At 40.8% G+C, this 24,303-nt stretch carries 21 protein-coding genes; 16 read left to right on the forward strand and 5 right to left on the reverse strand.

Annotation, left to right across the window (positions count from 1 at the left end; genetic code table 11):
- Positions 1-153 precede the first annotated feature (153 nt).
- The 3 genes from ccpC (at position 154) to HP456_RS04625 (ending at position 3,069) form a co-directional block, all read left to right on the forward strand.
- The gene (gene ccpC / locus HP456_RS04615; protein ID WP_172248837.1) at positions 154-1,032 is read left to right on the forward strand and encodes a transcriptional regulator CcpC; all 879 of its coding nucleotides are present in this window, start codon (positions 154-156) and stop codon (positions 1,030-1,032) included.
- Between the two features lie 94 nt (positions 1,033-1,126).
- Positions 1,127-1,837 carry a 2,3,4,5-tetrahydropyridine-2,6-dicarboxylate N-acetyltransferase gene (gene dapD / locus HP456_RS04620; protein ID WP_172248838.1) on the forward strand — a complete coding sequence of 237 codons (711 nt, stop codon included), beginning with the start codon at positions 1,127-1,129 and terminating at the stop codon, positions 1,835-1,837.
- Positions 1,838-1,935: 98 nt separating this feature from the next.
- Positions 1,936-3,069 (forward strand): N-acetyldiaminopimelate deacetylase, encoded by a 1,134-nt coding sequence (locus tag HP456_RS04625; protein WP_172248839.1) that lies wholly within the window; start codon positions 1,936-1,938, stop codon positions 3,067-3,069.
- A 57-nt stretch (positions 3,070-3,126) separates the two neighbouring features.
- Here HP456_RS04625 and HP456_RS04630 read toward each other — a convergent pair whose 3' ends face one another.
- Positions 3,127-3,999 carry a mechanosensitive ion channel family protein gene (locus HP456_RS04630; RefSeq protein ID WP_281357954.1) on the reverse strand — a complete coding sequence of 291 codons (873 nt, stop codon included), beginning with the start codon at positions 3,997-3,999 and terminating at the stop codon, positions 3,127-3,129.
- A 355-nt stretch (positions 4,000-4,354) separates the two neighbouring features.
- On the opposite strand from HP456_RS04630, the gene HP456_RS04635 reads away from it, so the two are divergent.
- The 7 genes from HP456_RS04635 to HP456_RS04665 all read left to right on the forward strand — a co-directional run bounded on the left by HP456_RS04635 (position 4,355) and on the right by HP456_RS04665 (position 13,216).
- Positions 4,355-4,897: a peroxiredoxin gene (locus tag HP456_RS04635; RefSeq protein WP_172248840.1), complete on the forward strand. Its 543-nt coding sequence runs from the start codon at positions 4,355-4,357 to the stop codon at positions 4,895-4,897.
- 99 nt (positions 4,898-4,996) lie between these two features.
- Positions 4,997-5,452: a TlpA family protein disulfide reductase gene (locus HP456_RS04640; protein ID WP_172248841.1), complete on the forward strand. Its 456-nt coding sequence runs from the start codon at positions 4,997-4,999 to the stop codon at positions 5,450-5,452.
- Between the two features lie 202 nt (positions 5,453-5,654).
- Positions 5,655-7,409 carry an ABC transporter ATP-binding protein gene (locus tag HP456_RS04645; RefSeq protein WP_172248842.1) on the forward strand — a complete coding sequence of 585 codons (1,755 nt, stop codon included), beginning with the start codon at positions 5,655-5,657 and terminating at the stop codon, positions 7,407-7,409.
- A 9-nt stretch (positions 7,410-7,418) separates the two neighbouring features.
- Positions 7,419-9,242: an ABC transporter ATP-binding protein gene (locus HP456_RS04650; RefSeq protein ID WP_172248843.1), complete on the forward strand. Its 1,824-nt coding sequence runs from the start codon at positions 7,419-7,421 to the stop codon at positions 9,240-9,242.
- 722 nt (positions 9,243-9,964) lie between these two features.
- A complete protein-coding gene (locus HP456_RS04655; RefSeq protein WP_172248844.1) occupies positions 9,965-11,302 on the forward strand; it encodes a cytochrome ubiquinol oxidase subunit I in 1,338 nt (445 codons plus the stop codon).
- A gap of 68 nt (positions 11,303-11,370) precedes the next feature.
- Entirely contained in the window at positions 11,371-12,384 is a 1,014-nt protein-coding gene (locus HP456_RS04660; protein WP_172248845.1) for a cytochrome d ubiquinol oxidase subunit II, read from the forward strand.
- A 169-nt stretch (positions 12,385-12,553) separates the two neighbouring features.
- Positions 12,554-13,216 carry a potassium channel family protein gene (locus HP456_RS04665; protein WP_172248846.1) on the forward strand — a complete coding sequence of 221 codons (663 nt, stop codon included), beginning with the start codon at positions 12,554-12,556 and terminating at the stop codon, positions 13,214-13,216.
- Between the two features lie 43 nt (positions 13,217-13,259).
- Here HP456_RS04665 and rnjA read toward each other — a convergent pair whose 3' ends face one another.
- Both rnjA and HP456_RS04675 read right to left on the reverse strand, forming a co-directional pair.
- The gene (gene rnjA / locus HP456_RS04670) at positions 13,260-14,927 is read right to left on the reverse strand and encodes a ribonuclease J1 (protein ID WP_172248847.1); all 1,668 of its coding nucleotides are present in this window, start codon (positions 14,925-14,927) and stop codon (positions 13,260-13,262) included.
- A gap of 3 nt (positions 14,928-14,930) precedes the next feature.
- Positions 14,931-15,137: a DNA-dependent RNA polymerase subunit epsilon gene (locus tag HP456_RS04675; RefSeq protein WP_172248848.1), complete on the reverse strand. Its 207-nt coding sequence runs from the start codon at positions 15,135-15,137 to the stop codon at positions 14,931-14,933.
- 690 nt (positions 15,138-15,827) lie between these two features.
- On the opposite strand from HP456_RS04675, the gene HP456_RS04680 reads away from it, so the two are divergent.
- Positions 15,828-16,598, forward strand: coding sequence for a Cof-type HAD-IIB family hydrolase (locus tag HP456_RS04680; RefSeq protein ID WP_172248849.1), 771 nt, complete (start codon positions 15,828-15,830; stop codon positions 16,596-16,598).
- 68 nt (positions 16,599-16,666) lie between these two features.
- Here the strand turns inward: HP456_RS04680 and def are convergent, their stop codons facing one another.
- Positions 16,667-17,221, reverse strand: coding sequence for a peptide deformylase (gene def, locus HP456_RS04685; RefSeq protein ID WP_172248850.1), 555 nt, complete (start codon positions 17,219-17,221; stop codon positions 16,667-16,669).
- A gap of 306 nt (positions 17,222-17,527) precedes the next feature.
- Here def and HP456_RS04690 point away from each other — a divergent pair, with 306 nt between their 5' ends.
- From HP456_RS04690 to lpdA, 5 genes are all read left to right on the forward strand, one after another.
- Positions 17,528-18,187 carry a YkyA family protein gene (locus tag HP456_RS04690; RefSeq protein ID WP_172248851.1) on the forward strand — a complete coding sequence of 220 codons (660 nt, stop codon included), beginning with the start codon at positions 17,528-17,530 and terminating at the stop codon, positions 18,185-18,187.
- Between the two features lie 522 nt (positions 18,188-18,709).
- Positions 18,710-19,825 (forward strand): pyruvate dehydrogenase (acetyl-transferring) E1 component subunit alpha, encoded by a 1,116-nt coding sequence (pdhA, locus tag HP456_RS04695; RefSeq protein WP_172248852.1) that lies wholly within the window; start codon positions 18,710-18,712, stop codon positions 19,823-19,825.
- A gap of 3 nt (positions 19,826-19,828) precedes the next feature.
- Positions 19,829-20,806: an alpha-ketoacid dehydrogenase subunit beta gene (locus HP456_RS04700; protein WP_172248853.1), complete on the forward strand. Its 978-nt coding sequence runs from the start codon at positions 19,829-19,831 to the stop codon at positions 20,804-20,806.
- 121 nt (positions 20,807-20,927) lie between these two features.
- A complete protein-coding gene (locus tag HP456_RS04705) occupies positions 20,928-22,307 on the forward strand; it encodes a dihydrolipoamide acetyltransferase family protein (protein WP_172248854.1) in 1,380 nt (459 codons plus the stop codon).
- 4 nt (positions 22,308-22,311) lie between these two features.
- Entirely contained in the window at positions 22,312-23,721 is a 1,410-nt protein-coding gene (gene lpdA / locus HP456_RS04710) for a dihydrolipoyl dehydrogenase (RefSeq protein ID WP_172248855.1), read from the forward strand.
- Between the two features lie 118 nt (positions 23,722-23,839).
- Here the strand turns inward: lpdA and HP456_RS04715 are convergent, their stop codons facing one another.
- On the reverse strand, positions 23,840-24,223 hold the full coding sequence (locus HP456_RS04715) for a hypothetical protein (RefSeq protein ID WP_172248856.1): 384 nt from the start codon (positions 24,221-24,223) through the stop codon (positions 23,840-23,842).
- Positions 24,224-24,303 lie beyond the last annotated feature (80 nt).

Below are 24,303 nucleotides of genomic sequence, written 5' to 3' on the forward strand. Positions count from 1 at the left end.
AAATGCAACAATCATACCTGTAAAAAATAATAGAACTTCCATCATTCCCTCACCTCAGAAAATTTGATACTTTCAGTGTATTCCACTTCATTTGATAATGAAATTTTATTTATTTTAAGATACAATATAAGAAAAACTTATGAGGTTACGATTATGGCATTTTCTGAATATCAATTATTACAGGTATTGGCCCAAGAAATGAATATGCGCAAGGCAGCGGAAAGGTTGTTTGTCTCACAGCCTGCATTATCTCAGCGCCTTCAAAATATAGAAAAAGAATGGGGAATTAAGCTTTTTCTGCGTTCACAAAAAGGACTATCACTTACACCTGCAGGGGAACTGGTTGTCAAATTGGCGGATGAAATGCTTCAAAAGCAAGAAGTTGTAAGGGAACAGATTCAGTCATTAGAAAACGAGGTGCACGGTACCTTGAAAATTGCCTGTGCTTCAATCGTGGGACAAAATTGGTTGCCAAAAGTGCTTAAACGCTTTGTTGAGGCATATCCACACGCAAAGATATCCCTCATGACCGGGTGGAGCAGCGAAATTCTGAAAGCCATATATGAAAATGAGGTTCATGTCGGCATCATACGGGGAACACCGGACTGGAAAGGGCCGAAACATCATTTATTCCAAGATACACTATATTTAGTCGACCGGGAAATTCAATCAATTGATGAAGTGATGAAAACAGACCGGCCCTTTATTCAATTTAAAAGTGACTCCAATTATTATCAGGAAATCCAGGATTGGTGGCACCGCCAATTCCAAACGACTCCAAAACGGACGATTGTCGTCGACCAAATTGAAACATGCAAACAGATGACATTGAATGGGATCGGTTATGCTATCCTGCCGGCCATCACGCTGAATGGGATGGAAGAAAACATCTATAAGCTTCCTTTGATCGATGAACATCAGACACTCATCCATCGTGATACCTGGCTGCTTGGATATGAGTCTGCTTTTCAACTCAGGCAAGTCGAGGCTTTTGTTGAAATCGTAAAAGAGTTCCTTGATGTGAATTCTTGATAATCAAGAACTTTGGGTTGTCTTCTTCCCTTTAATTTGATAAAGTAATTCAAGAAAGAATCTGAATTTATACATAATTTTTGGAGGGAAATTCATGAAAATGATGGATGCAAACGAAATTATCTCTTTTATTCAAAATAGTACTAAATCTACACCCGTAAAGGTTTATGTAAAAGGTAATCTGGAAGGAATCGATTTTGGCCCTTCTTCCCAAACCTTCATCGAAGGAAACTCTGGAGTTGTATTTGGGGAGTGGAATGAATTATCTAAGGTACTAGAGGGCAATAGCACTGAAATTGAAGACTATGTTCTGGAGAACGACCGCAGGAACTCAGCCATTCCATTATTGGACCTTAAAGGTGTAAAAGCACGGATTGAACCGGGGGCCATCATCAGGGATCAGGTGGAAATCGGAGAAAACTGCGTAATCATGATGGGATCTGTCATCAATATCGGTTCAGTCGTAGGCGCAGGTACTATGATTGACATGAACGTAGTCCTTGGCGGGCGGGCTACCGTAGGGAAGAACTGTCACATCGGGGCAGGTGCGGTGCTCGCAGGAGTAATCGAACCGCCTTCCGCTAAACCGGTCATCATTGAAGACGAGGTCGTTGTCGGTGCAAATGCTGTTGTCCTCGAGGGTGTAACGGTCGGAAAAGGTTCAGTTGTCGCAGCCGGAGCAGTGGTTGTGGATGACGTTCCTCCATATACAGTAGTGGCCGGTACCCCTGCCAAAAAGCTTAAAGACATTGATGAAAAAACCAAATCTAAAACTGAAATTAAACAGGAACTCCGCCAGCTTTAATTTAAACTGATTTCCAGAGAGAACGGACGGAAAGAAAAACCTTTCGTCTGTTCTTTTTTGTACCTGACAGAGTTTTGCAGTGAAAAGGAAGGAAAGGAATGCCAATGACAGACTTCAAAAAAATCAGAAGAGACCTTCATAAAATCCCCGAGCTCGGATTTCAGGAATATAAAACACAGAAATATTTGATGGATTACATATCTGATCTGCCTTCACACAGATTTATAATGAAAAAGTGGAAAACAGGATTGTTTGTGAAAATACCCGGGACTGACCCCTCAAGAATCTTAGGATTCAGGGCAGACATTGACGGCTTGCCTATAAAAGAGGAAACAGGATTGGGTTTCAATTCCTGCCACCCAGGAACGATGCATGCATGCGGACACGACTTACATATGTCGATTGCTTTGGGAGTCCTGACGCATTTTGTTCAGAACCCTATAAATGATGACATATTGTTTATTTTTCAGCCGGCAGAAGAAGGTCCTGGCGGTGCGCAGCCGATGCTGGAAAGTGACGTGATGAAGGAATGGATGCCCGATGTCATCTTTGCCCTTCATATTGCCCCTGAATATGAGGTAGGGACGGTAGCGATTAAAGAAGGCCTCTTGTTTGCCAACACCTCTGAGCTATTCATCAAGTTTAAAGGGAAGGGTGGACATGCAGCATATCCCCATCAGACAAAAGATATGATCGTTACGGCTTCATACTTTGTAACCCAGCTTCAGTCCATTATTTCAAGGAATGTGGATCCTCTGGACAGTGCGGTCGTCACAATCGGTAAGATGGAAAGCGGGACGGTTCAGAACATCATTGCAGAGACTGCGACTCTTGAAGGAACAATCCGCACATTGTCTCCAGAATCGATGAATAGCGTGAAAAAAAGACTGGAAGCTCTTGTTCAAGGAACGGAAATCGGATACGACTGTCACATAGAAGTGGATTACGGAAGTATGTATCGACAGGTATACAACGACCCGGAATGGACAAAGAATTTCATATCCTTTGTACTTTCAAGCGATAATCGTGATCTTGTCATCTGCAAAGAGGCTATGACGGGAGAGGATTTTGGATATATGCTGGAGAAGATACCGGGCTTCATGTTTTGGCTCGGGGTGAATTCCCCGTACGGGCTGCATCATTCTAAATTGAATCCAGAGGAAGAAGCGATAGACTTTGCGATATCCCTCATCGCTGAATACTTTGAGAGCTTAAATGAAAAAAGTCGATGAAATAAAAAATGACCGGCACCACATTGGTGTGATGCCTGTCATTTTTTTACTTTAAAACTATTCTTTTTTCTCGATATAGACTTGATGTGGAAAAGGTATTTCAATCCCGTTTTGGTCTAGAGCCTCTTTCATTGCTTTACGGAGTTTTCTTTCCACACCCCATTGCTCCATATTCTTCGTCTTTCCGATAATGCGAAGAACCACGTCAGAAGCACCAAGCGTCTGTACCCCTATGACATTGGGACCTTCAACGATGTTGTCATCTTCCTGTGCAACCTGGTCACATACTTGTTGAAGTACGACAATGGCTTTATCAACATCATCATCATAAGAAATCCCGATGTCTACCAGTGCACGCATATTTCCTCTTGAGTGATTGCTTACACTGGTAATTTCCCTGTTCGGAACATAGTGAAGCGTACCGTCAAACCCACGGATATGAGTAGTCCGCAGCCCTACTTCTTCTACAATCCCCGAGAAATTTCCGGTAGAGACATAATCACCGACATCCACTTGCTTTTCCAGAAGAATGAAAAAACCTGTCACTACATCACTTACAAGTCCCTGCGCACCAAACCCAACAGCGAGACCAACGATTCCGGCCCCGGCCAGAATGGCGGTTACCTGAATGCCGAAGATCTGTAAAATCGTAACGAAAAAGATAAAAATCAGGACATATCCAACTATATTTTTACTAAGGCTTTGGAGGGTCTGTGCCCTGCCGGCAGAAACATCATTTCTTTTACTGTACTTATCAAAAATTCGTTCGAGCACTTTGTTCGCTGCACCTTTTACTATCAAGAAGGCAATCCAGATTGCTAATATCTGTAAAGCGCCTATTCCGATTGTGACAAGCAGACCGCCCCAATTAAAATTGGCAATCTTATCGCCCAATACGTTCATTCCAATTATGTAATCCAATCCAAACATCCTTTCTAATAAAAATCATGAACCTTTATAGTATATACATTGCTATAAGGGGGATGTCAAAGAGAACACCCAAAAAGCATATTGTTTTATTCCCCAGTTGAGAAATGATAAACTAAATTCATATGAAAATAATCATTAAATTTCCCTCTAAACAGATTAAATATCAGTATAAAAGGGAAAAACAATAAGGGATTAAGTTTATACATAATAATTATTTTAATTTAAAAATTATTATAATTTGGCATTGACCTGGAATAACTAATCCTTTATAATGACAATTGTGAGCCAGGAAGGACATGCCAAAGCATTGCCCTTTCTCAAAAAAATATAAAAAAACTCATTGGAGGGATTATTAATGGCAGAACGTATGGTAGGTAAGCAAGCTCCGCGTTTTGAAATGGACGCTGTATTGCCAAACAAAGAATTCGGTAAGGTATCACTGGAAGAAAACATGAAAAACGGTAAATGGACAGTATTATTCTTCTACCCAATGGATTTCACTTTCGTATGTCCAACTGAAATCACAGCTATGTCTGACCGTTACGATGAGTTTGAAGACTTGGATGCAGAAGTTATCGGCGTTTCTACTGACACAATCCATACACACTTGGCATGGATCAACACTGACCGCAAAGACAATGGCCTTGGCGAGTTAAGATATCCATTAGCTGCTGATACAAACCATAGTGTATCAAACGAATACGGTGTACTAATTGAAGACGAAGGTATTGCACTGCGCGGCCTGTACATTATTAATCCTGAAGGAGAACTACAATATCAAGTGGTATTCCACAACAATATCGGGCGTGACGTTGAAGAAACTCTACGTGTACTTCAAGCACTTCAAACCGGTGGACTTTGTCCGGCTAACTGGAAGCCAGGTCAAAAAACTTTATAATTCCCAAATGAATAAAGGCCTAACCGTTTGTTAGGCCTTTTTCTTATCCAAATTCTTTATATTTGAAAAAATCACATTAAATATATTGGAGGTTTAATCATGAAACTTCGTGAACCTATGCCTGAACTGAACGGTGCGACTGAATGGTTAAATGGTGAAGTATCCAAACAGGATCTGACCGGTGAAAAGCCGACTCTTATTCATTTTTGGTCTGTAAGCTGCCATCTATGTAAGGAAGCCATGCCACAGGTCAATGAGTTCCGAGATAAATACAGTGATAAGCTGAATGTGGTGGCTGTTCATATGCCACGATCCGAAGATGACTTAAATTTGGAGGACATCAAAAAGGTTGCGGGCGAACATGACATTACTCAGCCTGTTTTTGTAGACAGTGAGCATAAACTTACAGATGCATTTGAAAATCAATATGTACCTGCATATTACGTATTCGACAAAGATGGGAACCTTCGCCATTTTCAAGCAGGCGGAAGCGGAATGAAGATGCTTGAAAAGCGCGTAAACAGAGTACTTGATGAAATGGAGAAAAGTGAATAACCTGCAAATTACTCAGAAAGGATCGGTCCAATGACCGATCTTTTTTTAGTTGTTTCTTATTAAAATGAGTTTTGATAGAAAAAATAAAACACAATTCACAAAAAAGTAAAAAATTCTAAAAAAAGGGTAGATAAATATTTCGAAACCCGATATATTTATTAATACGTCGTTTTTTTATGCACCCAGGGAAGGGAGAAGAATTATGGAAACTTTCAAAAAATTAAAAGCTTATTATTTGCCTTATAAGAAATACTTTATCATTTCAATGTTTTTTCTGTTATTTGTAACCGGTATCACTGTTGTGTACCCCATCATCCTTCAAAAAACCATTGATGATGTCATCCTGCAAGGTAACTACGAATGGATTCCGTATCTGGCTTTTGGATTTGTAGGCATCATGATACTCAAAGGAATTACAACATTCATTCAGCAATATTTCGGTGATCTGTTCGGTATCACATCTGTTTACAGGCTGAGAAACGAGCTGTATGAAAAACTTCAGTTCCTGCCATTCAGTTATTATGATAATGCGAAAACAGGTGATCTCATGTCAAGACTGACAGCTGACGTTGAAGCATTCCGCTTTTTCTTGTCATTCGGTTTTACAGAACTTTTACGTTTCTTCTTATTAATAACCGTCAGTTTTGGAGTCATGTATTACTATTCTCCTTCATTAACGTTCGTGACATTAATTTCTCTGCCATTCTTGGCAATTGCCGTCTATAAATTTGATAAAGCCGTTCACCCTGCATTCAGAGGTATCCGTAAATCATTCGGGAAGTTGAATACGAATGTACAGGAGAATATCAGCGGAATCAATACAGTTAAATCATTATCACGGGAAGAATTTCAAATCAATAAGTTCAACAATTCCAATGGGGACTATAAAGATAAGTATCTTTTCACATCAGATATCTGGGCGAAGTACTTCCCTTTAATGGAGTTTCTCGGAAATATCAGTGTTGTAACGTTACTTGCATACGGAGGTTACCTGGTTATGAATGGAAATCTTCAGCCGGGTGAACTGGTCGCTTTTTACAGCCTGGTTTGGTATATCATCTGGCCGATCATGAATCTCGGATTCACGATCAATTTATTTTCCCAATCGAAAGCTTCAGGGGAACGATTGTTAGAAATACTTGAAGTGGATGAAAAGATCAAAGATCATGATGATGTCCTCCATGTAGATCAAATGAAAGGTGAAGTTGAATTTCAACACGTTTCCCTAAACTATACTGAGCACGATGAAGCTGCATTGGAAGATATATCATTCAAGGCAGAAAGCGGAAAGATCATCGGACTGATCGGAGGAACAGGTTCGGGTAAAACAAGCATCACTCAGTTGATGACACGATTCTACGAACCAACCCAAGGAGAGATCCTTATCGACGGGAACAAGATAAATGATTACTCATTAAAATCCCTCCGTAAGAATATCGGGGTCGTTCTGCAGGAATCATTCCTGTTTTCTTCTACAATCAAAGCTAACATTTCTTACGGGAGACCTGAAGCAACGATGGAAGAAATCATTGAAGCAGCCAAGATGGCACAAGCGCATGATTTTATTACAGAGCTTCCTGACGGGTATGATACGAAGTTGGGTGAAAGGGGACTTGGACTTTCAGGAGGGCAGAAGCAGCGTATAGCAATCGCTCGTGCTCTTTGTACAGACCCTTCGATTCTGATACTCGACGATGCTACAAGCGCAGTGGATATGGAAACTGAATTCAGAATTCAAAAAGCACTTAAAAATGTAATGTCTGACCGAACGACATTTATCATTGCACATCGTATCTCTTCATTAAAACATGCCGACGAAATTCTCGTACTGGAAAACGGGAAAATTGTTGAGCGGGGTGTCCATGACTTCCTTCTCAAAAATAATGGTCCGTATCAGCGTATATACGATATTCAATATAAAGATCAAAAAAAAATACTCCAAGCACAAGGAAGGTAGGTGAGGGGATTGAGCAAAAACTCTAAAGTAAATAAAAATGTTTTAAGCAGGTTTCACTATTCAACCGATCAGGTGATCGACAAACCTTTTAATTGGGAACAACTCTGGCGCTTATTAACTTATTTAAAGCCATATTCAAAAAAACTGCTCCCCCTTTCGATCATCACTGTTCTAATCACAACTGCCATTAGGCTGATTATCCCTATTCTGATAGGGGTTTACACGCTTGATAAAGCAATACGGCAGAAAGATGGATCGCTGTTATTTACATTAGTGGCCATTATCGCCGGCCTTTATATTATTAATTATGCAGCAAATGTACTCAGGATACGCTGGATGAATCAGCTGGGGCAGGGAGTCATTTATGATTTACGGAAGCATTTGTTCAGTCACGTTCAATGGCTTTCTCATCGATTCTTCGATCAGCGCTCGGCAGGATCGATTCTCGTCCGGATCATGAATGACATCAACTCCCTACAGGAACTATTCACCAATGGAGTCATCAACCTCCTGATGGACGTTATCCTGCTTGCCGGGATCATTGTTATCTTATTCACTCTCAGTCCGGAACTTACGCTCGCGGTCATGGTCATTCTGCCGATTATGTTCTTTATCTCCACCAGCTTGAGAAAAAATATCCGCAGATCCTGGCAGGACGTGCGTTTAAAACAATCAAAACTGAATTCCCACTTGAATGAGAGTATCCAGGGGATTCGTGTGACTCAATCGTACACTCAGGAAAAAGAAAACATGGCTTTCTTTGATGGTGTCAACACAGAAACCTTCGACAGCTGGAAAACAGCCACAAAGAAAAATGCCATGTTCAGACCGCTGGTGGAACTGACAAATGCGGTAGGAACAGCAGTATTGATCTGGTATGGGGCTCACCTTATCCAAGGAGGATCACTGGAGCTTGGGGAATTTGTTTCCTTCGCCTTCTATTTGGGGATGTTCTGGGAACCGATTTCAAGACTCGGCCAAGTTTACAATCAGCTGCTGATCGGTATGGCTTCTTCAGAGCGTATATTTGAATTTCTTGATGAACAGCCGATTGTCAACGAAAAACGTGACGCTTTGGACCTGACGGACATCAAAGGGAAAATTCAATTTGAAAATGTCGAGTTTTCCTATGATGATAAACGTAAAGCTCTTCAAAATATCAACCTGGAAATGAAAGCGGGTCAGACAGTCGCCCTGGTTGGCCACACCGGCTCAGGAAAAACGACGATCGCGAACTTAATCAGCCGTTTCTACGATCCGACAAACGGAGAGGTGAAGATAGACGGTGTCAATTTGCGTGACGTCACAGTTTCCAGCTTGAGAAGTCAAATCAGTATCGTGCTCCAGGATACCTTCATTTTCTCGGGCACGATTAAGGATAATATCCGATTCGGTCGTCCTGATGCTTCCGATGAAGAAGTGAGGAAAGCAGCCGAAGCCATCGGAGCCAACGAATTTATTGAAAAACTTTCAAACGGCTATGAAACCGAGGTCGAAGAAAGAGGGAATGTCTTATCCGTGGGAGAAAGACAGCTTCTGTCATTTGCCCGGGCCCTGCTTGCAAATCCGCGCATCATCATTTTAGACGAAGCCACTGCTTCAATCGACACAGAAACAGAAGTCAAAATCCAAAATGCATTAAAAAAATTGCTATCCGGTCGAACAGCTATCATCATCGCGCATCGACTGTCGACCATACGTGATTCTGATAATATCTTCGTATTGGAGAACGGAAACATCAAAGAATCCGGTAATCACGATGAATTGATGGATCAAGAAGGACATTATTATGAGCTTGTGAAGTCTCAGTTTAAGATGCTGGATGCAATTTGATTTGATAGAGGGACCCCGCACTTTTGGTGTGGGGTTTTTTGAGTTGAGTTTTGGTGGAGTGGAAGGGGCGGGGGCGATGTGAAATATGTCGGAAATTGAAGAATTATCGGTAAGTTATTATTTTTTGTTGATAAATTTGAAAAAACGTTGATAAAGGTAATCTTATCATTGATAACTGTAAAAAACGTAGATAATACAAAATTCTGCTTTAAAAACAATCGTATCTCTAATTAATAAATATTTACATTATTGGATTATAATACCTCAAACAGGAGGGTGATAATTTTTAAATCTCTTCAAAATTAAAGGGTTTTAGACAATTTACAAAAAATAGTAGACTAGTGATGAAAAACAAAGAAACTATTACAAATAAACAAGCAAGAGACTTTCTTAACATTACATCCCCTCGCCTCGCTCAGTATTTACTTAATTCCATGTCATTGATTCAGAGTGGTTATGGTAAAGGGACATCTTATTCATTGCTGTAATATCGACAGAAGTCTTAATGGTTCCCTTATCAGAAAGGCAAGGGTCTCTATCACCAAAACAATTCCCTTGCTTCAAAACAATACATTATATATGCTAAAATCAAATATAAACTTTGTGAAAAACGTCACAAAATATTCATGTTCAACACTTCACAATCTCTGAAATAGGTTTTATAATTGCCATAAAGTGATAAACAGTAAGTATTGGTTACTAATTGGTAGGGGGAAATAAGAATGGAATTAGATAGCGTGATATTAAGTAGAATGCTGACATCCACCACCCTTGCGTTTCATATTATTTTTGCGACGATTGGTGTAGGTGTGCCGATAATGATATCGATTGCTGAGTTTATGGGGATCAAACGTAATGATCCTCACTATATTTTATTGGCGAGAAGATGGGCGAGGGGGTTTACGATCACCGTTGCTGTAGGTGTTGTTACCGGTACAGCGATCGGGCTCCAGCTTTCCATGCTATGGCCTGCATTTATGCAGGTAGCAGGACAGGTAATTGCGCTCCCGCTGTTTATGGAAACATTTGCGTTTTTCTTTGAGGCTATCTTTTTGGGAATCTATTTATATACTTGGGACCGCTTCAAGAATAAATGGATTCATTGGTTGTTGACGATTCCGGTCATGATCGGGTCTTCTGCTTCAGCTTTATTCATTACGACTGTAAATGCGTTTATGAATACACCGCAAGGTTTTGAACTGAGTGATGGGAAAGCAGTCAATATCGATCCGATTGCAGCCATGTTGAATCCGGCTACACCTCCGAAGGTGTTTCACGTATTGACAACGGCTTATTTAACGTCAGCTTTAATCCTGGCGGGTATTACCGCTTTTGCGATTTTAAAGAAGAAGGGAAGCGAGTATCATCGGAAGGCTCTCCGCTTAACAATGGTTTCGGCACTAATATTTGCATTTGCTACAGCTTTGGCCGGTGATATATCAGCCAAGTTCCTTGCTGAATATCAGCCTGAGAAACTGGCTGCGGCAGAGTGGCATTTCGAAACGGAGAAAAATGCGGATCTCATTGTGTTCGGTACGCTGGATGAAAACAACGAAGTTCACAATGAAATAAGGATTCCAGGCTTTTTGAGCTTTTTGGCAGGGAATTCATTCGATAAAGAAGTTATTGGTTTGAATGAGATACCTGAGGATGAAAGGCCTCCTTTGTGGATTCACTATCTATTTGATTTGATGGTATCGATCGGATTTTACAGTATTTTCATTTCAGGGTTGTTCATCTTATTCTGGAGATGGAAGAAGCGGGATGAATGGAACAAGCCGCTTTTATGGGGAATCGTGGCAAGTGGGCCGCTGGCCATGCTTGCAATCGAGTTCGGATGGATTTATGCAGAAGTAGGGCGCCAACCGTGGATTCTAAGGGGGTATATGAAGGTCGCTGACGCTGCTACAAAAGCCGATGGAGTCGGTCTTACATTTATGATGTTTGTCGCTTTATACGTTCTGTTAGGAATATTATGTGTGGTCGTGCTGATTAAGATGTTTAAAAATAAACCGGCAGAAGCGGAATTGGAACAGCGGTTTCCTAAACACACCGAATAATATTGCGTGCCCCTTTTTAAAGAAGGGGCTGCCTGTTTTACTACTGTATTAATGAGGGAGGAATGGTTATGAGTCTGGAAATTTTGGGGATCACTGTTTTGTGGATCTTTCTTTATGGTTATCTAATTGTAGCATCCATCGACTTCGGCGCCGGTTTCTTTGCGTTTTATGGAAGATTGAAGAATAAAGAGCATACGCTGAATGTCCTGATCAGCCGGTATTTATCACCTGTATGGGAAGTAACGAATGTCTTTTTTGTTTTCTTTTTCGTGGGATTGGTCGGATTTTTCCCCGATGCTGCATATTATTATGGAACAGCACTGCTGATACCTGGGAGTATTGCCATTATACTGCTCGCTATCCGTGGTAGTTTCTATGCATTCAATAATTATGGGTCCAAGGAGAATATCGTATATCTTTTCCTTTATGGTGCGACAGGATTATTGATACCCGCTTCATTATCAACAGCCATGACGATTTCTGAAGGAGGATTTCTTGAAGTTACCGACGGCACAGTTAAATTCCTGACGGCTGAATTGTTTACAAGTCCTTATTCCTGGAGCGTAGTTGTACTGTCCATAGTGTCGGTATTATTTATTAGTGCTGCTTTTTTGACGTACTACGCAGATCGTGCAGGGGATATGGATTCGAGAGAAGTGTTGAGGAAGTTTTCATTGTTTTGGAGCCCGCCGACGATTTTAGCGAGTTTGCTGGTTTTTGTCGGCCTTATGGAGCATAATAATGAACATTTCATGAATGCACTTGATATCTGGTGGATGTTCGGACTTTCATTAGTCAGTTTTTTTGCGGCATCCTATCTGATTTACAAACGGAAAAAGTTCGGAACCGCTTTTATTTTTGTCATGCTGCAATTTTTCTTTGCATTCTTTGGGTACGGCGCGTCCCATTTACCTTATATATTGAAACCGTTCATTACAATTGAATCGAGTGTAACGAATCCTGCAATGGGGATGGCCCTTGTCATTGCATTTATCGCTGGCCTGCTGTTATTAATACCATCATTGATCCTCTTGATGAGACTATTTTTATTTGATGCAGAATATGTTAAAGGGAAAAAATAGATCACAGGCTGCCAGCAGAAAAGTCACATGATCCCGGAAAAAGCAGTTCTGCTTGCGGTTCAACTTGATTTTTCGCTTTTTCACTTTTTTATATCATATAACAATATAATTCAGAACTTCATGCTAAAATATAGATAATAATGTCTTGGAAGATCTGGGGGAGTTTATTTTGAAAAAGGAATTTGTTGTGATAGGATTGGGCAGGTTCGGCGGAAGCATCGTGCGATCTTTGGCAGAACAGGGGATGGAAGTGATGGCAATCGATCAGGATGAAGACAAAGTAAATGAATTCTCATCGATTGCTTCTCATGCAGTTGTAGCCGATTCGACAGATGAATCCGTTTTAAAAAGCCTGGGGATCAGAAACTTCGATCACGTGATCGTGGCGATTGGTGATGATATTCAGTCCAGTGTTCTGACTACTCTCATGTTGAAGGAAATAGGTGTAAAAAAAATAACAGTCAAAGCGCAAAATGATTATCATGAGAAGGTATTAAGAAAAATCGGTGCAAACCAAGTCGTACATCCAGAACGGGATATGGGGCGAAGGATCGCTCATAACATCATATCAAATAATGTATTGGATTACCTGGAGCTTTCTGATGAGCACTCAATCGTGGAGATTGTCGCAAATGATCAATTAGCCGGGAATACACTAATCGATCTCGATATTCGGGCGAAGTATGGGATTAATATTGTAGCCATTAAGAGGGAGAGGGATATTATTGTTTCTCCACAAGCGGATGAACTAATAAGAGTAGGGGATATCTTGATCGTCATCGGTGCCGACACAGATATCAATCGTTTCGAAAAGAAGCTGTTTTCCCTTTAAGACAAAAGAAAGGCTGAGAGTTAATAACTCTCAGCCTTTTTTATCAAACTTCCATTATGATCGGTAAAATCATCGGACGTCTTTTTGTTTTCTCATATAAGAATGGCGCCAGTGTATCTGTAATTTCATTCTTGATTTCAGACCATTGGGAAGTTCTTCTTTCAAGAACTTTGTTTAAGTGCTTGGCGATCAGGTTCTGAGCCTCATTGATGAGGTCTCCGGATTCCCGCATATATACAAATCCTCTTGATATGAGGTCCGGACCTGAAGCAATCTTGAATTCTTTCATATCGATGCTGACGACAACGATGACAAGACCCTCTTCAGATAAAATGCGGCGGTCACGCAATACGATGTTACCGATGTCCCCGATTCCGCTTCCATCTATATACACATTACCAGAAGGGATTTTACCGGCAACCTGTGCAGAATCACTGCTCAAAGCAAGTACCTCGCCGTTATCCATGATGAAGCAGTTACCTTCTTCGACTCCGCAATCAACACCGAGTTGGGCATGCATCTTCTGCATCCGGAATTCACCGTGGATCGGCATGAAGAATGTCGGATTCATTAAACGCAGCATCAGCTTCATTTCTTCTTGTCCACCGTGACCAGAAGTATGGATATCATTTAACGGTCCGTGAATGACTTCAGCACCTGCACGATACAGCAGGTTGATGGTGCGGTTTACGCTGATCGTGTTCCCCGGAATAGGGGAAGAAGAGAATACGACTGTATCTCCAGGTTGTATCTGGATCTGACGGTGAGTACCATTTGCGATTCTTGACAACGCCGCCATAGGCTCGCCTTGGGAACCTGTACAAAGAATGGCAACTTCGTTCGCTGGCAGGCGATTGATTTGGTTATGCTCGATAAAAGTATCTTTAGGAGCATTTATATAACCTAATTCCTGTCCGATCGTAATAGCCGCTTCCATACTGCGTCCAAACACTGCCACTTTACGATTGTGGTAAACAGCAGCTTCAACTACTTGTTGAAGGCGGTGGATGTTTGAAGCAAAGGTTGCGAATATGACCCGTCCATCTACTTTACGGAAAATATCGTTGATGCTTTCTCCGACCTTGCGCTCAGACATTGTAAAGTTCGGAACTTCTGCATTCGTACTGTCAGAGAGCAGGCAGAGCACTCCTTCTTTTCCGATTTCAGCCATTTTGGCAAGGTTCGCGGGCTCGCCGACAGGGGTGAAGTCGAATTTGAAGTCCCCGGTATGAACGACATTCCCTGGTGGCGTTTTAACCACAATCCCGTAAGAATCAGGGATACTGTGAGTTGTTCTGAAGAAAGTGACGGATGTTTTACGGAACTTGATCACATCATCTTCCTGGATGACATTCAACTTGGCGTTTCTCAATAAACCATGTTCCTCCAGTTTATTTTTAATAAGGCCAAGAGCAAGCTTCCCGCCGTAAATAGGGATGTTCAATTCGCGGAGCAAATAAGGGATCCCTCCGATATGGTCTTCGTGACCATGAGTGATGAATAGGCCTTTAATTTTATCCACATTCTTCACAAGGTATGTGTAATCCGGGATTACATAGTCAATACCCAGCAGTTCGTCTTCCGGGAATTTGATTCCTGCATCAATTAAGATGATTTCGTCTTGAAATTGTACGCCGTATGTGTTTTTTCCGATTTCACCTAAACCGCCAAGGGCAAATACTGCGGTCTGGTCATTTTTTACAAATTTCATCTACTAGTTCTCCAACCCGAAAGAATCGTGGTTTTGTTCATACTCTAAGAAAGCGCCCTCTAGCTTCTGTACGAATTCAATGTTATAAGGTTTGTCTTTAAGTTTTTGGCGTACTTCTCGTTCTGTTTCTGCTTCCATGTAAAGTGAGTTAGTGCATTCGCGAACAGGCACTTCAGCTTTACTTTCTTGATAAAATACTTTGAAAATCATGTTTTTTCTCTCTCCTTATCCGTTTTCAAAAAATCTAACTTTCATCTATGATAAAAAAGTTATCAACTGAGTCAATTGCGCAGGTGCAGCCCTGCAATAAAAGAATAATATCCACTTTGGAAAGTGAATAATCCCTTCAAGTATGCTATTAATAAACAATAATAAAATGTAAGAAACAATGTTAATATTGAATATGTATGTTTTGATTATAAAGGATTCCTTCTAGTAAATAAAGTTTTACGGGGAATCTGGCTTGAAAATACTGATATAAATAAGAAGGACCAAAACCAAAGGAGACGAAAATATGCTCACTAATGGCTTCAGTCCCTAAATGTATAACATTCTTTCCTGTCTGCAAAAAGCTACTGTGATTGGGAGTCAGTCTAGGCGATCGTTTTTCTTTTTAGAATATCTTTCCATTGTTTTAAAAGCTTCTTTCTTAGCTTCTTTAACATATGGCTCACTCCTTATCATTAGTTTACCGAGAATACTCATTGAAGTAAAGGTGCAATCATCCTAACGTCTCAGATTATCTTACTTATAGTGTACGGAATTTTTAGATTCTCTTACATGGATAAGTATGGTAAAAAGGGTCTGGAGTCCGCTGGTTTGACAATTGATATGGAAAGGTTTACGTTATAAAACGAATCCAAGAGTGATTATTAAAAGAATTGTAAAAGGAGATCAGCCATGAGAAAAATAGTCTTTTTTGATATAGATGGGACTTTGCTTGATCATGATAAAAAACTGCCTGATGCGACAAAAGAAGCAATTAAGACGCTGCAGGCTAATGGGACATATGTTGCCATTGCAACAGGGAGAGCTCCTTTTATGTATGAGGGATTAAGAGAAGAGCTGAGTGTTGAATCGTTTATTTCTTTTAACGGTCAATATGTCGTCTTTGAGAACCAGGTCATTTATACGAATCCCCTAGACCTGGAAAAGCTTGAAGAACTTCTGGCGGACAGCCGAAGAAATGATCACCCTGTCGTTCATCTGAATCATGAAACAATGAAAGCAAACCATAAGCACCATGAGTACATTGAAGCTAGTATGGGGAGTTTGAAGTTTCCACATCCCGGATATTCGCCGGATTTCTATAAAAACCGTGAAATTTACCAGTCATTGCTGTTCTGTAAGGCAGAAGAGGAAGAATTCTATAGAGAGAAATACAAGGAGTTTACTTTCATCCGCTGGCATCAGTATTCAATGGATATCCTTCCGGGCGGAGGATCAAAGGCCGAAGGGATCAAAAAGATGGTCGATCGTTTAGGCTTCCGTATGGAAGATGTCTATGCTTTCGGGGATGGACTAAATGATATTGAAATGCTTCAAACTGTCGGAACCGGGGTTGCGATGGGCAATGCAGTCGGTGAAGTTCAGAAACATGCGGACATGATTACGAAACCGGTAGATGAAGACGGGATCTACTACGGCCTGAAAGAGCTTCAATTAATCTAAGCATATAAAGACGCATTCTCTTATAGAGGAATGCGTCCTTTTTTTCCTGGGGTATATATTTCTCTATACTATCTTTCTACGGCTAATGCACCGGGTATAGGTTCGAATGGATTCTCCTGATTAATATGATCGTAAAACATGATACCATTCAAATGATCGATCTCATGCTGAAATACGATAGCGGGAAGCCCTTTTAACCTGAGTTTCACTTCTTCACCCTCGATATTCCATCCCTTCACCGTTACCCGCGCGTAGCGGGGGACGAAACCGGGTACTTGCCGATCCACCGATAAACATCCTTCACCTGTTGTCAAATAAGCCTTTTCTACTGAATGACTGATGATCTTAGGGTTGAACAATGCATGGCTGTATAAAGTTTCTTTCTCATCCACCACGTTTACAGCCAGCATTTTCTTGGAGACGTTTATTTGGGGAGCTGCAAGGCCGACTCCGGGTCTGAGTCCGTATTCCGCTGCAATTTCAGGGTTCTGACTGTTCACCACGTATTCGAGCAGGCTCTTTAAAATCTCCTTATCTTCATCTGAAGGCGGCATTGGTACTTCTACAGCCGCTTGACGAAGAGCGGGGTGTCCTTCGCGGACGATGTCTTTCATCGTAATCATAATTTTTCCTCCTTACAACAATCAGCGGCACTGTCAAACTCTGACAGTGTTCGTTCTAATTAAGAATATATGTATTTACTTCTAATAAGATATACCAATATGTATAAAATAAGTCTAGCATTTTCTTGTTGAAAAGTTAATGACACAGCTATGGAAATCAGGAATACTTTGCAGTCCTTGTACATAATTATGTTTATAGGAAAATGGTCTAATCGACAATATTTTCCACAGTTGTAAATCCCTATTGTCAAATGTTGTAGACGAAGATATAGTAGAAGATGGTATATAGTTAAGGGGGATCACGTTGTGTCGAAATTTCGTTTTGCTTTCATTTTTGCAGTGGCAGTCTTTGTTCTTATGGGATGTGTAGGGGGATCTTCACCACAGGAGAATATCTATAAGGTTCTGGAAGAAACGGTTGCCAAGGAAGAAAATTATGTAGAGGTACAGAAACCTCTTCAAGGCTTGGAAGAAAAAGAAAAAGAAATCTATAGCAAGATCATGAATCTTGGAATGAAAGAATTCGATAAAATCGTAAAGCTTTCAGATGACGCTCTCAAAAATATTTCTGAACGGAAGGAATATATTGAAAAAGAACGTAAAGCTATGAAGGAAGCAAAAGATAAGTTCTCAAATTTAGACAGTTACATTTCAAAGTTAGAAGATGAAAAACTAAAAAGCGAAGCCGGGAAATTGGAAAAGATAATGAAAGATCGATATCAGCTTCATGAGGAATTGACCAATTCATACCTGGATTCACTTTCGCTTGATAAGGAACTCTATGAGCAGTTTAAAAAGAAAGAATTGACGATGGAAGAATTAGAAAAACAGATTACCTCCATCAATGAAGCGTACGAAAAAACAATTAAGTTGAATAAGGAATATAATACCAAAACCGAACAATTCAACAAACTTAAACAAGGCTTTTATTCAACTGCCGGTATAGAGACTGAAGATAAAGAATAAGAAGATATATGAAGAAAGGCAAGGGAGGCAGATTCCCTTGCCTTTCTTTTTTTAGGCTGGTTTCCAAAAGACTAGTCGTATTGAAACATTAATTTCTGAGGAATCTGAATCTATCGTTCAGTACTATGCGGGTAACAAGATTACTCTATAACAGATTGGCATAAATGATTGGTTTTTATATAACAGATATTTGAGACTTTATGATACAGATTTCTTGCAACTGATTTTGAACACAAATGCATTTAAAGAAATATCTTGAAATTATAACACTTAGTCGTTGACGAGACGTTTTTTTATATTGTAAACTATGAAAGGTAGTAAAAGTTGTATTAGTTGAAGTGGTGAACAGACTAATACAGATAACCTAATATGCAAATATGGGTTTTCTTTCTTCTTATTTGTGGAAAACTATCTATAATGTTTATCCGCAAGTATTGTGGTAGGTCATACTGAATTTGGGCAATCTAAACTTTGTATGTAAAAAACCAAAATAAATGTATACGGAAAGGATAGGTGACTTCGATGGCTTCTAAATCAAAGAAGGCACAATTCGATGCAGTAAAAACGCTCGAGCAGATTGAAGACAAGTTTGAAATGTTTCAAATTTTAAACGAAGAAGGCGAAGTAGTAAACGAAGATGCAATGCCGGAAATGTCGGATGAGGATCTTCAGGAATTAATGCGCCGCATGGTTTACACTCGTATTCTTGATCAAAGATCAATTTCACTTAATCGTCAAGGACGTTTAGGTTTCTATGCACCGACTGCAGGACAGGAAGCATCACAAATCGCTTCTCATTTTGCTTTGGAGAAAGAAGACTGGATTCTTCCAGGATACCGAGATGTTCCTCAAATCATCTGGCACGGCCTGCCTTTATACCAGGCATTCTTATTCTCCCGTGGACACTTCAGAGGGAACCAGCCTCCCGAAGGAGTGAATGTATTATCTCCTCAAATTATCATTGGAGCGCAATACATCCAGACAGCAGGGGTTGCTTTAGGTCTTAAAAAGCGCGGTAAAAATGCAGTTGCAATCACATATACAGGGGACGGCGGATCTTCCCAGGGTGACTTCTATGAAGGAATCAACTTTGCAGGATCTTATTCCGCACCGGCAATCTTCGTTGTGCAAAACAACCAATTTGCTATCTCTACACCGCGTGATAAGCAAACTGCCGGTAAAACAATCGCTCAGAAAGCTGTTGCAGCAGGGATCCCTGGTATCTTGGTAGATGGAATGGATCCTTTGGCGGTTTATGTTGCTACACGAGAAGCAAGAGAACGTGCAGTTAACGGAGAAGGACCTTCACTAATTGAAACAATGTGTTACCGTTATGGTCCGCATACAATGGCCGGTGATGACCCTACTCGCTATCGTACTTCTGAAATGGATACTGACTGGGAAAAGAAAGACCCATTAGTGCGCTTCCGTAAATTCCTGGAAGGGAAAAAATTATGGAGCGAAGAGAAAGAAAATGAAGTAATCGAGGAAGCAAAAGAAGATATTAAGGCAGCAATTAAAAAAGCAGATGGAGAGCCAAAACAAAAAGTTTCTGACTTCATCAATAACATGTATGAGGAACTTCCTTACAACTTAAAAGAACAGTTGGAAATCTACAAAGAAAAGGAGTCGAAATAAGCCATGGCGCAAATGACAATGATTCAAGCGATCACTGATGCACTGCGCACAGAACTGCGTAACAACGAAGACGTACTAGTTTTTGGTGAAGACGTAGGTCTAAACGGCGGTGTATTCCGTGCAACGGAAGGGCTTCAAAAAGAATTCGGTGAAGATCGTGTATTTGACACACCACTAGCGGAATCCGGAATCGGTGGTTTATCGATCGGACTAGCTCTGGAAGGATTCCGTCCAGTTCCTGAAATCCAATTCTTCGGCTTTGTTTACGAAGTGATGGATTCAATCTCTGGACAAATGGCACGTATGCGGTACCGTTCAGGCGGAACTTATACAGCACCAATCACAGTTCGTTCACCATTCGGTGGAGGGGTACATACTCCTGAGCTGCACGCTGACAGCTTAGAAGGCTTAATGGCTCAACAGCCTGGCCTTAAAGTGGTCATTCCTTCAACGCCTTATGATGCGAAGGGATTATTAATTTCATCTATTCGCGATAACGACCCGGTTATCTTCCTTGAGCACATGAAATTATACCGTTCATTCCGTCAGGAAGTTCCTGAAGAGGAATACACGATTGAACTTGGTAAAGCGGAAGTGAAGCGTGAAGGTAAAGACCTGTCGATCATTACTTACGGAGCGATGGTGCATGAGTCGATCAAAGCTGCTGAAGAGCTTGAAAAAGACGGTTATTCAGTAGAAGTTGTCGATCTGCGTACTGTCAGCCCGCTTGATATCGATACAATCATGGCTTCAGTTGAGAAGACAAATCGTGCAATCGTCGTTCAGGAAGCTCAAAAGCAAGCGGGTATCGCAGCAAATGTTGTCGCAGAGATCAATGACCGTGCGATTCTGAGCCTTGAAGCTCCTGTGCTTCGCGTAACTGCACCTGATACCGTATACTCTTTCTCTCAAGCAGAGCCTGTATGGCTTCCTAACCATAAGGATGTTATCGAAACTGCTAAGAAAGTTCTTGAATTTTAATTGATCGTATGAGAAAACAGAAGGGTTTACACCCTTCTCTTTCCCATTTAAATAGAGATATCAGACAGAAAAAGTTAGAAACCATTCATCTATATATTATTCAATACAGGAGGTAGAATCCATGTCTTTCGAATTCAAATTACCGGACATTGGTGAAGGTATCCATGAAGGTGAAATCGTAAAGTGGTTTGTTAAACCTGGCGATAAAGTAGAAGAAGACGATGTACTATGTGAAGTCCAAAATGATAAAGCAGTGGTTGAAATTCCATCTCCAGTAGCTGGAACAGTTGAAGAGCTTTTAGTGGATGAGGGAACTGTAGCAGTTGTAGGTGATACATTAATTAAGTTTGATGCACCAGGCTATGAAGATCTTCAATTCAAAGGCGACGATGGCGACAAAAAAGAAGCGTCAAAAGCAGATGAAAAAACTGAAGGGCAAGTTCAGGGAAGTGCGGAACAAGGTCAGACTGTTGATAAAGAAGCATCTCCTGAAGCTGATGCCGAAGCTGATAAAGGCAAATCACAAGGATCCGGGCAAAACACTGAAGCAGAAGTTGACCCAACTAAACGTGTTATCGCCATGCCGTCAGTTCGTAAATATGCAAGGGAAAACGGTATTGAAATCCGCCAAGTCTCAGGTTCAGGAAAAAATGGCCGCATAGTGAAAGAAGATATCGATTCATTCTTGAACGGCGGTGCAAAAGCTGACACAACCCAAGCAGAAGCACAAGGGACTGAGGAAAAGGCATCTGCCAAAGAAGAAACCAAAGCAGCGGCCCCTAAAGCTCCAGAAGGTGAATTCCCTGAAACACGCGAGAAGATGAGCGGAATGCGTAAAGCAATAGCCAAAGCGATGGTTAATTCTAAACATACTGCCCCACACGTGACGTTAATGGACGAAATTGATGTTACGAAACTTTGGGCACATCGCAAGAAATTTAAGGAAGTGGCAGCTGAAAAGGGTGTTAAATTGACATTCTTGCCGTACATCGTCAAAGCATTGACAAGTGCACTTCGTGAATTCCCTGCACTGAATACTTCCATTGACGATTCAACTAGTGAAATTGTGCAAAAACATTACTACAACATTGGTATTGCAGCTGATACTGATAAAGGTTTATTAGTGCCGGTTGTGAAAAATGCAGATCGCAAATCCATGTTCTCGATTTCGAATGAAATCAATGAACTGGCTGGTAAAGCGCGTGATGGTAAACTCTCAGGCGACGAAATGAAAGGTGCATCATGCACAATCACGAATATTGGTTCTGCCGGCGGTCAATGGTTCACTCCTGTAATCAACCACCCGGAGGTTGCAATTCTTGGGGTCGGCCGTATTGCAGAAAAACCTGTGGTTAAAAATGGTGAAATTGTAGCAGCACCTGTGTTAGCATTATCATTGAGCTTCGATCACCGAATGATTGATGGAGCTACTGCTCAACATGCACTTAACCATATCAAGCGTTTGTTGAACGATCCAGAATTATTATTAATGGAGGCGTAATGCGATGGTAGTAGGAGATTTCCCAATTGAAACAGATACGATAGTAGTTGGTTCAGGTCCTGGTGGATATGTTGCAGCGATTCGTGCAGCACAGCTTGGACAAAAAGTAACAATTATTGAGAAAGAAAATATGGGCGGCGTTTGTTTAAACGTTGGCTGTATCCCATCAAAAGCACTTATAACTGCGGGACACCGTTTTCATCAAGCACAACATTCAGATGATATGGGGATCGTAGCAGAAAATGTAAAAGTGAACTTTGATAAAGTACAGGAATGGAAAGCCGGCGTAGTCAAAAAACTTACTGGCGGTGTAGAAGGACTGCTTAAAGGAAACAAAGCAGAAATCGTTCGCGGTGAAGCTTACCTTGTAGACCAAAACACATTGCGTGTAATGGATGAAAACTCTGCACAAACTTATAAATTCAATAACTTGATTCTTGCAACTGGTTCACGTCCAATTGAAATACCGAGCTTTAAGTTCTCTAAACGTGTTCTTGATTCAACCGGTGCATTGGCACTTGAGGAAATCCCAGGCAAGCTTGTCGTAATCGGCGGCGGTTATATCGGTACTGAGCTTGGAACTGCCTATGCAAACTTAGGTTCTGAAGTAACGATTCTTGAAGGTGCTGACGATATCCTTAGCGGATTCGAAAAGCAAATGACAACAATTGTGAAAAAAGGACTGAAGAAAAAAGGCGTAGAGGTTGTCACGAAAGCAATGGCTAAAGGCGTTGAAGAAAGTGACAGCGGTGTCGTTGTTAAATATGAAGTAAAAGGCGAAGAGAAATCAGTAGAAGCAGATTATGTACTGGTTACAGTAGGGCGTCGTCCTAATACTGATGAAATCGGTCTTGAAGAAGTGGGAATTGAAATGACAGACCGCGGTGTTATCAAAATTGATAAGCAATGTCGTACAAATATACCTAACATCTTTGCGATTGGTGATATCGTTGATGGGCCCCCACTTGCTCACAAGGCATCTTATGAAGGTAAAATCGCGGCTGAGGTAATTGCTGGTGAACCGGCTGAAATTGATTACCTTGGAATTCCTGCGGTATGCTTCACAGATCCAGAACTTGCAACAGTAGGTTATTCCGAAGCGGAAGCTAAGGAAGAAGGTATTGAAGTAGTGGCAGCTAAGTTCCCGTTTGCAGCAAATGGCCGGGCGCTCGCTCTTAATTCTTCTGAAGGCTTCATGAAACTTGTGACTCGTAAAGAAGACGGTCTTATCATCGGAGCTCAAATCGTTGGTTCAGGTGCATCTGACATGATCGCTGAACTTGGACTTGCAATTGAATCCGGGATGACTGCAGAAGATGTCGCAATGACCATCCATGCTCATCCAACACTTGGTGAAATTTCCATGGAAGCAGCAGAAGTTGCGATGGGAAGCCCAATCCACATTGTAAAGTAATAGAATAAAAAAATGACCCTTCTTGATGAAGGGTCATTTTTTTATTCTATGAAAGGAAATAAGTCAACTGGGCATGCAACTGAAAATCCGTTTCTTTATTTCACGACGTTATTGGTTCTCACCAATTTTCAACCGCATCAGAGACAGATTTTACAATCGCATCTTTATGGGACTTTCCGCTAATCTTAGTGACAACTTGATTATTATCTACAACGACAATGGCAGGATAAACAGGGGATTGAACGTTTGGATTTGATTCATCTGAACTGTAATCGACGACTTCCAAGTGTTTTAGATCTTCTGGATACTTATTCTTAAGTTCAATGATGGCATCATAGTATGCAACTTCTTTCGAAATATTTCTTTCATCTGTGAAAAAAATAATCTGTCTTTCTATGAATCGATCCTCAGCCAATACTACCTTATCTGCAGCTATATCATTACATGAAGTAAGAATTAACGCTGTTGATGCTAACATAATCAAGGTAAGTAAATGTTTCATACATCATCCTCTTTTCTTAGCGATGCCCATGAACTTAAGTGATTAATGCGTATAAAGACCTATCTATTGGTCACATTTTA

This window comes from Bacillus haikouensis (assembly GCF_013179555.1).
Taxonomy (GTDB): Bacteria; Bacillota; Bacilli; order Bacillales; family Bacillaceae_B; genus Rossellomorea; species Rossellomorea haikouensis_A.

Coding starts and splice junctions, on each gene's coding strand:
- rnjA (WP_172248847.1), bottom strand. CDS start 14,927: ATGAAATTTGTAAAAAATGACCAGACCGCAGTATTTGCCCTTGGCGGT.
- HP456_RS04655 (WP_172248844.1), top strand. CDS start 9,965: ATGGAATTAGATAGCGTGATATTAAGTAGAATGCTGACATCCACCACC.
- dapD (WP_172248838.1), top strand. CDS start 1,127: ATGAAAATGATGGATGCAAACGAAATTATCTCTTTTATTCAAAATAGT.
- HP456_RS04705 (WP_172248854.1), top strand. CDS start 20,928: ATGTCTTTCGAATTCAAATTACCGGACATTGGTGAAGGTATCCATGAA.
- pdhA (WP_172248852.1), top strand. CDS start 18,710: ATGGCTTCTAAATCAAAGAAGGCACAATTCGATGCAGTAAAAACGCTC.
- ccpC (WP_172248837.1), top strand. CDS start 154: ATGGCATTTTCTGAATATCAATTATTACAGGTATTGGCCCAAGAAATG.
- HP456_RS04715 (WP_172248856.1), bottom strand. CDS start 24,223: ATGAAACATTTACTTACCTTGATTATGTTAGCATCAACAGCGTTAATT.
- HP456_RS04630 (WP_281357954.1), bottom strand. CDS start 3,999: ATGTTTGGATTGGATTACATAATTGGAATGAACGTATTGGGCGATAAG.
- HP456_RS04645 (WP_172248842.1), top strand. CDS start 5,655: ATGGAAACTTTCAAAAAATTAAAAGCTTATTATTTGCCTTATAAGAAA.
- lpdA (WP_172248855.1), top strand. CDS start 22,312: ATGGTAGTAGGAGATTTCCCAATTGAAACAGATACGATAGTAGTTGGT.
- HP456_RS04700 (WP_172248853.1), top strand. CDS start 19,829: ATGGCGCAAATGACAATGATTCAAGCGATCACTGATGCACTGCGCACA.
- HP456_RS04625 (WP_172248839.1), top strand. CDS start 1,936: ATGCCAATGACAGACTTCAAAAAAATCAGAAGAGACCTTCATAAAATC.
- HP456_RS04680 (WP_172248849.1), top strand. CDS start 15,828: ATGAGAAAAATAGTCTTTTTTGATATAGATGGGACTTTGCTTGATCAT.
- HP456_RS04640 (WP_172248841.1), top strand. CDS start 4,997: ATGAAACTTCGTGAACCTATGCCTGAACTGAACGGTGCGACTGAATGG.
- HP456_RS04660 (WP_172248845.1), top strand. CDS start 11,371: ATGAGTCTGGAAATTTTGGGGATCACTGTTTTGTGGATCTTTCTTTAT.
- def (WP_172248850.1), bottom strand. CDS start 17,221: ATGATTACGATGAAAGACATCGTCCGCGAAGGACACCCCGCTCTTCGT.
- HP456_RS04635 (WP_172248840.1), top strand. CDS start 4,355: ATGGCAGAACGTATGGTAGGTAAGCAAGCTCCGCGTTTTGAAATGGAC.
- HP456_RS04675 (WP_172248848.1), bottom strand. CDS start 15,137: ATGATTTTCAAAGTATTTTATCAAGAAAGTAAAGCTGAAGTGCCTGTT.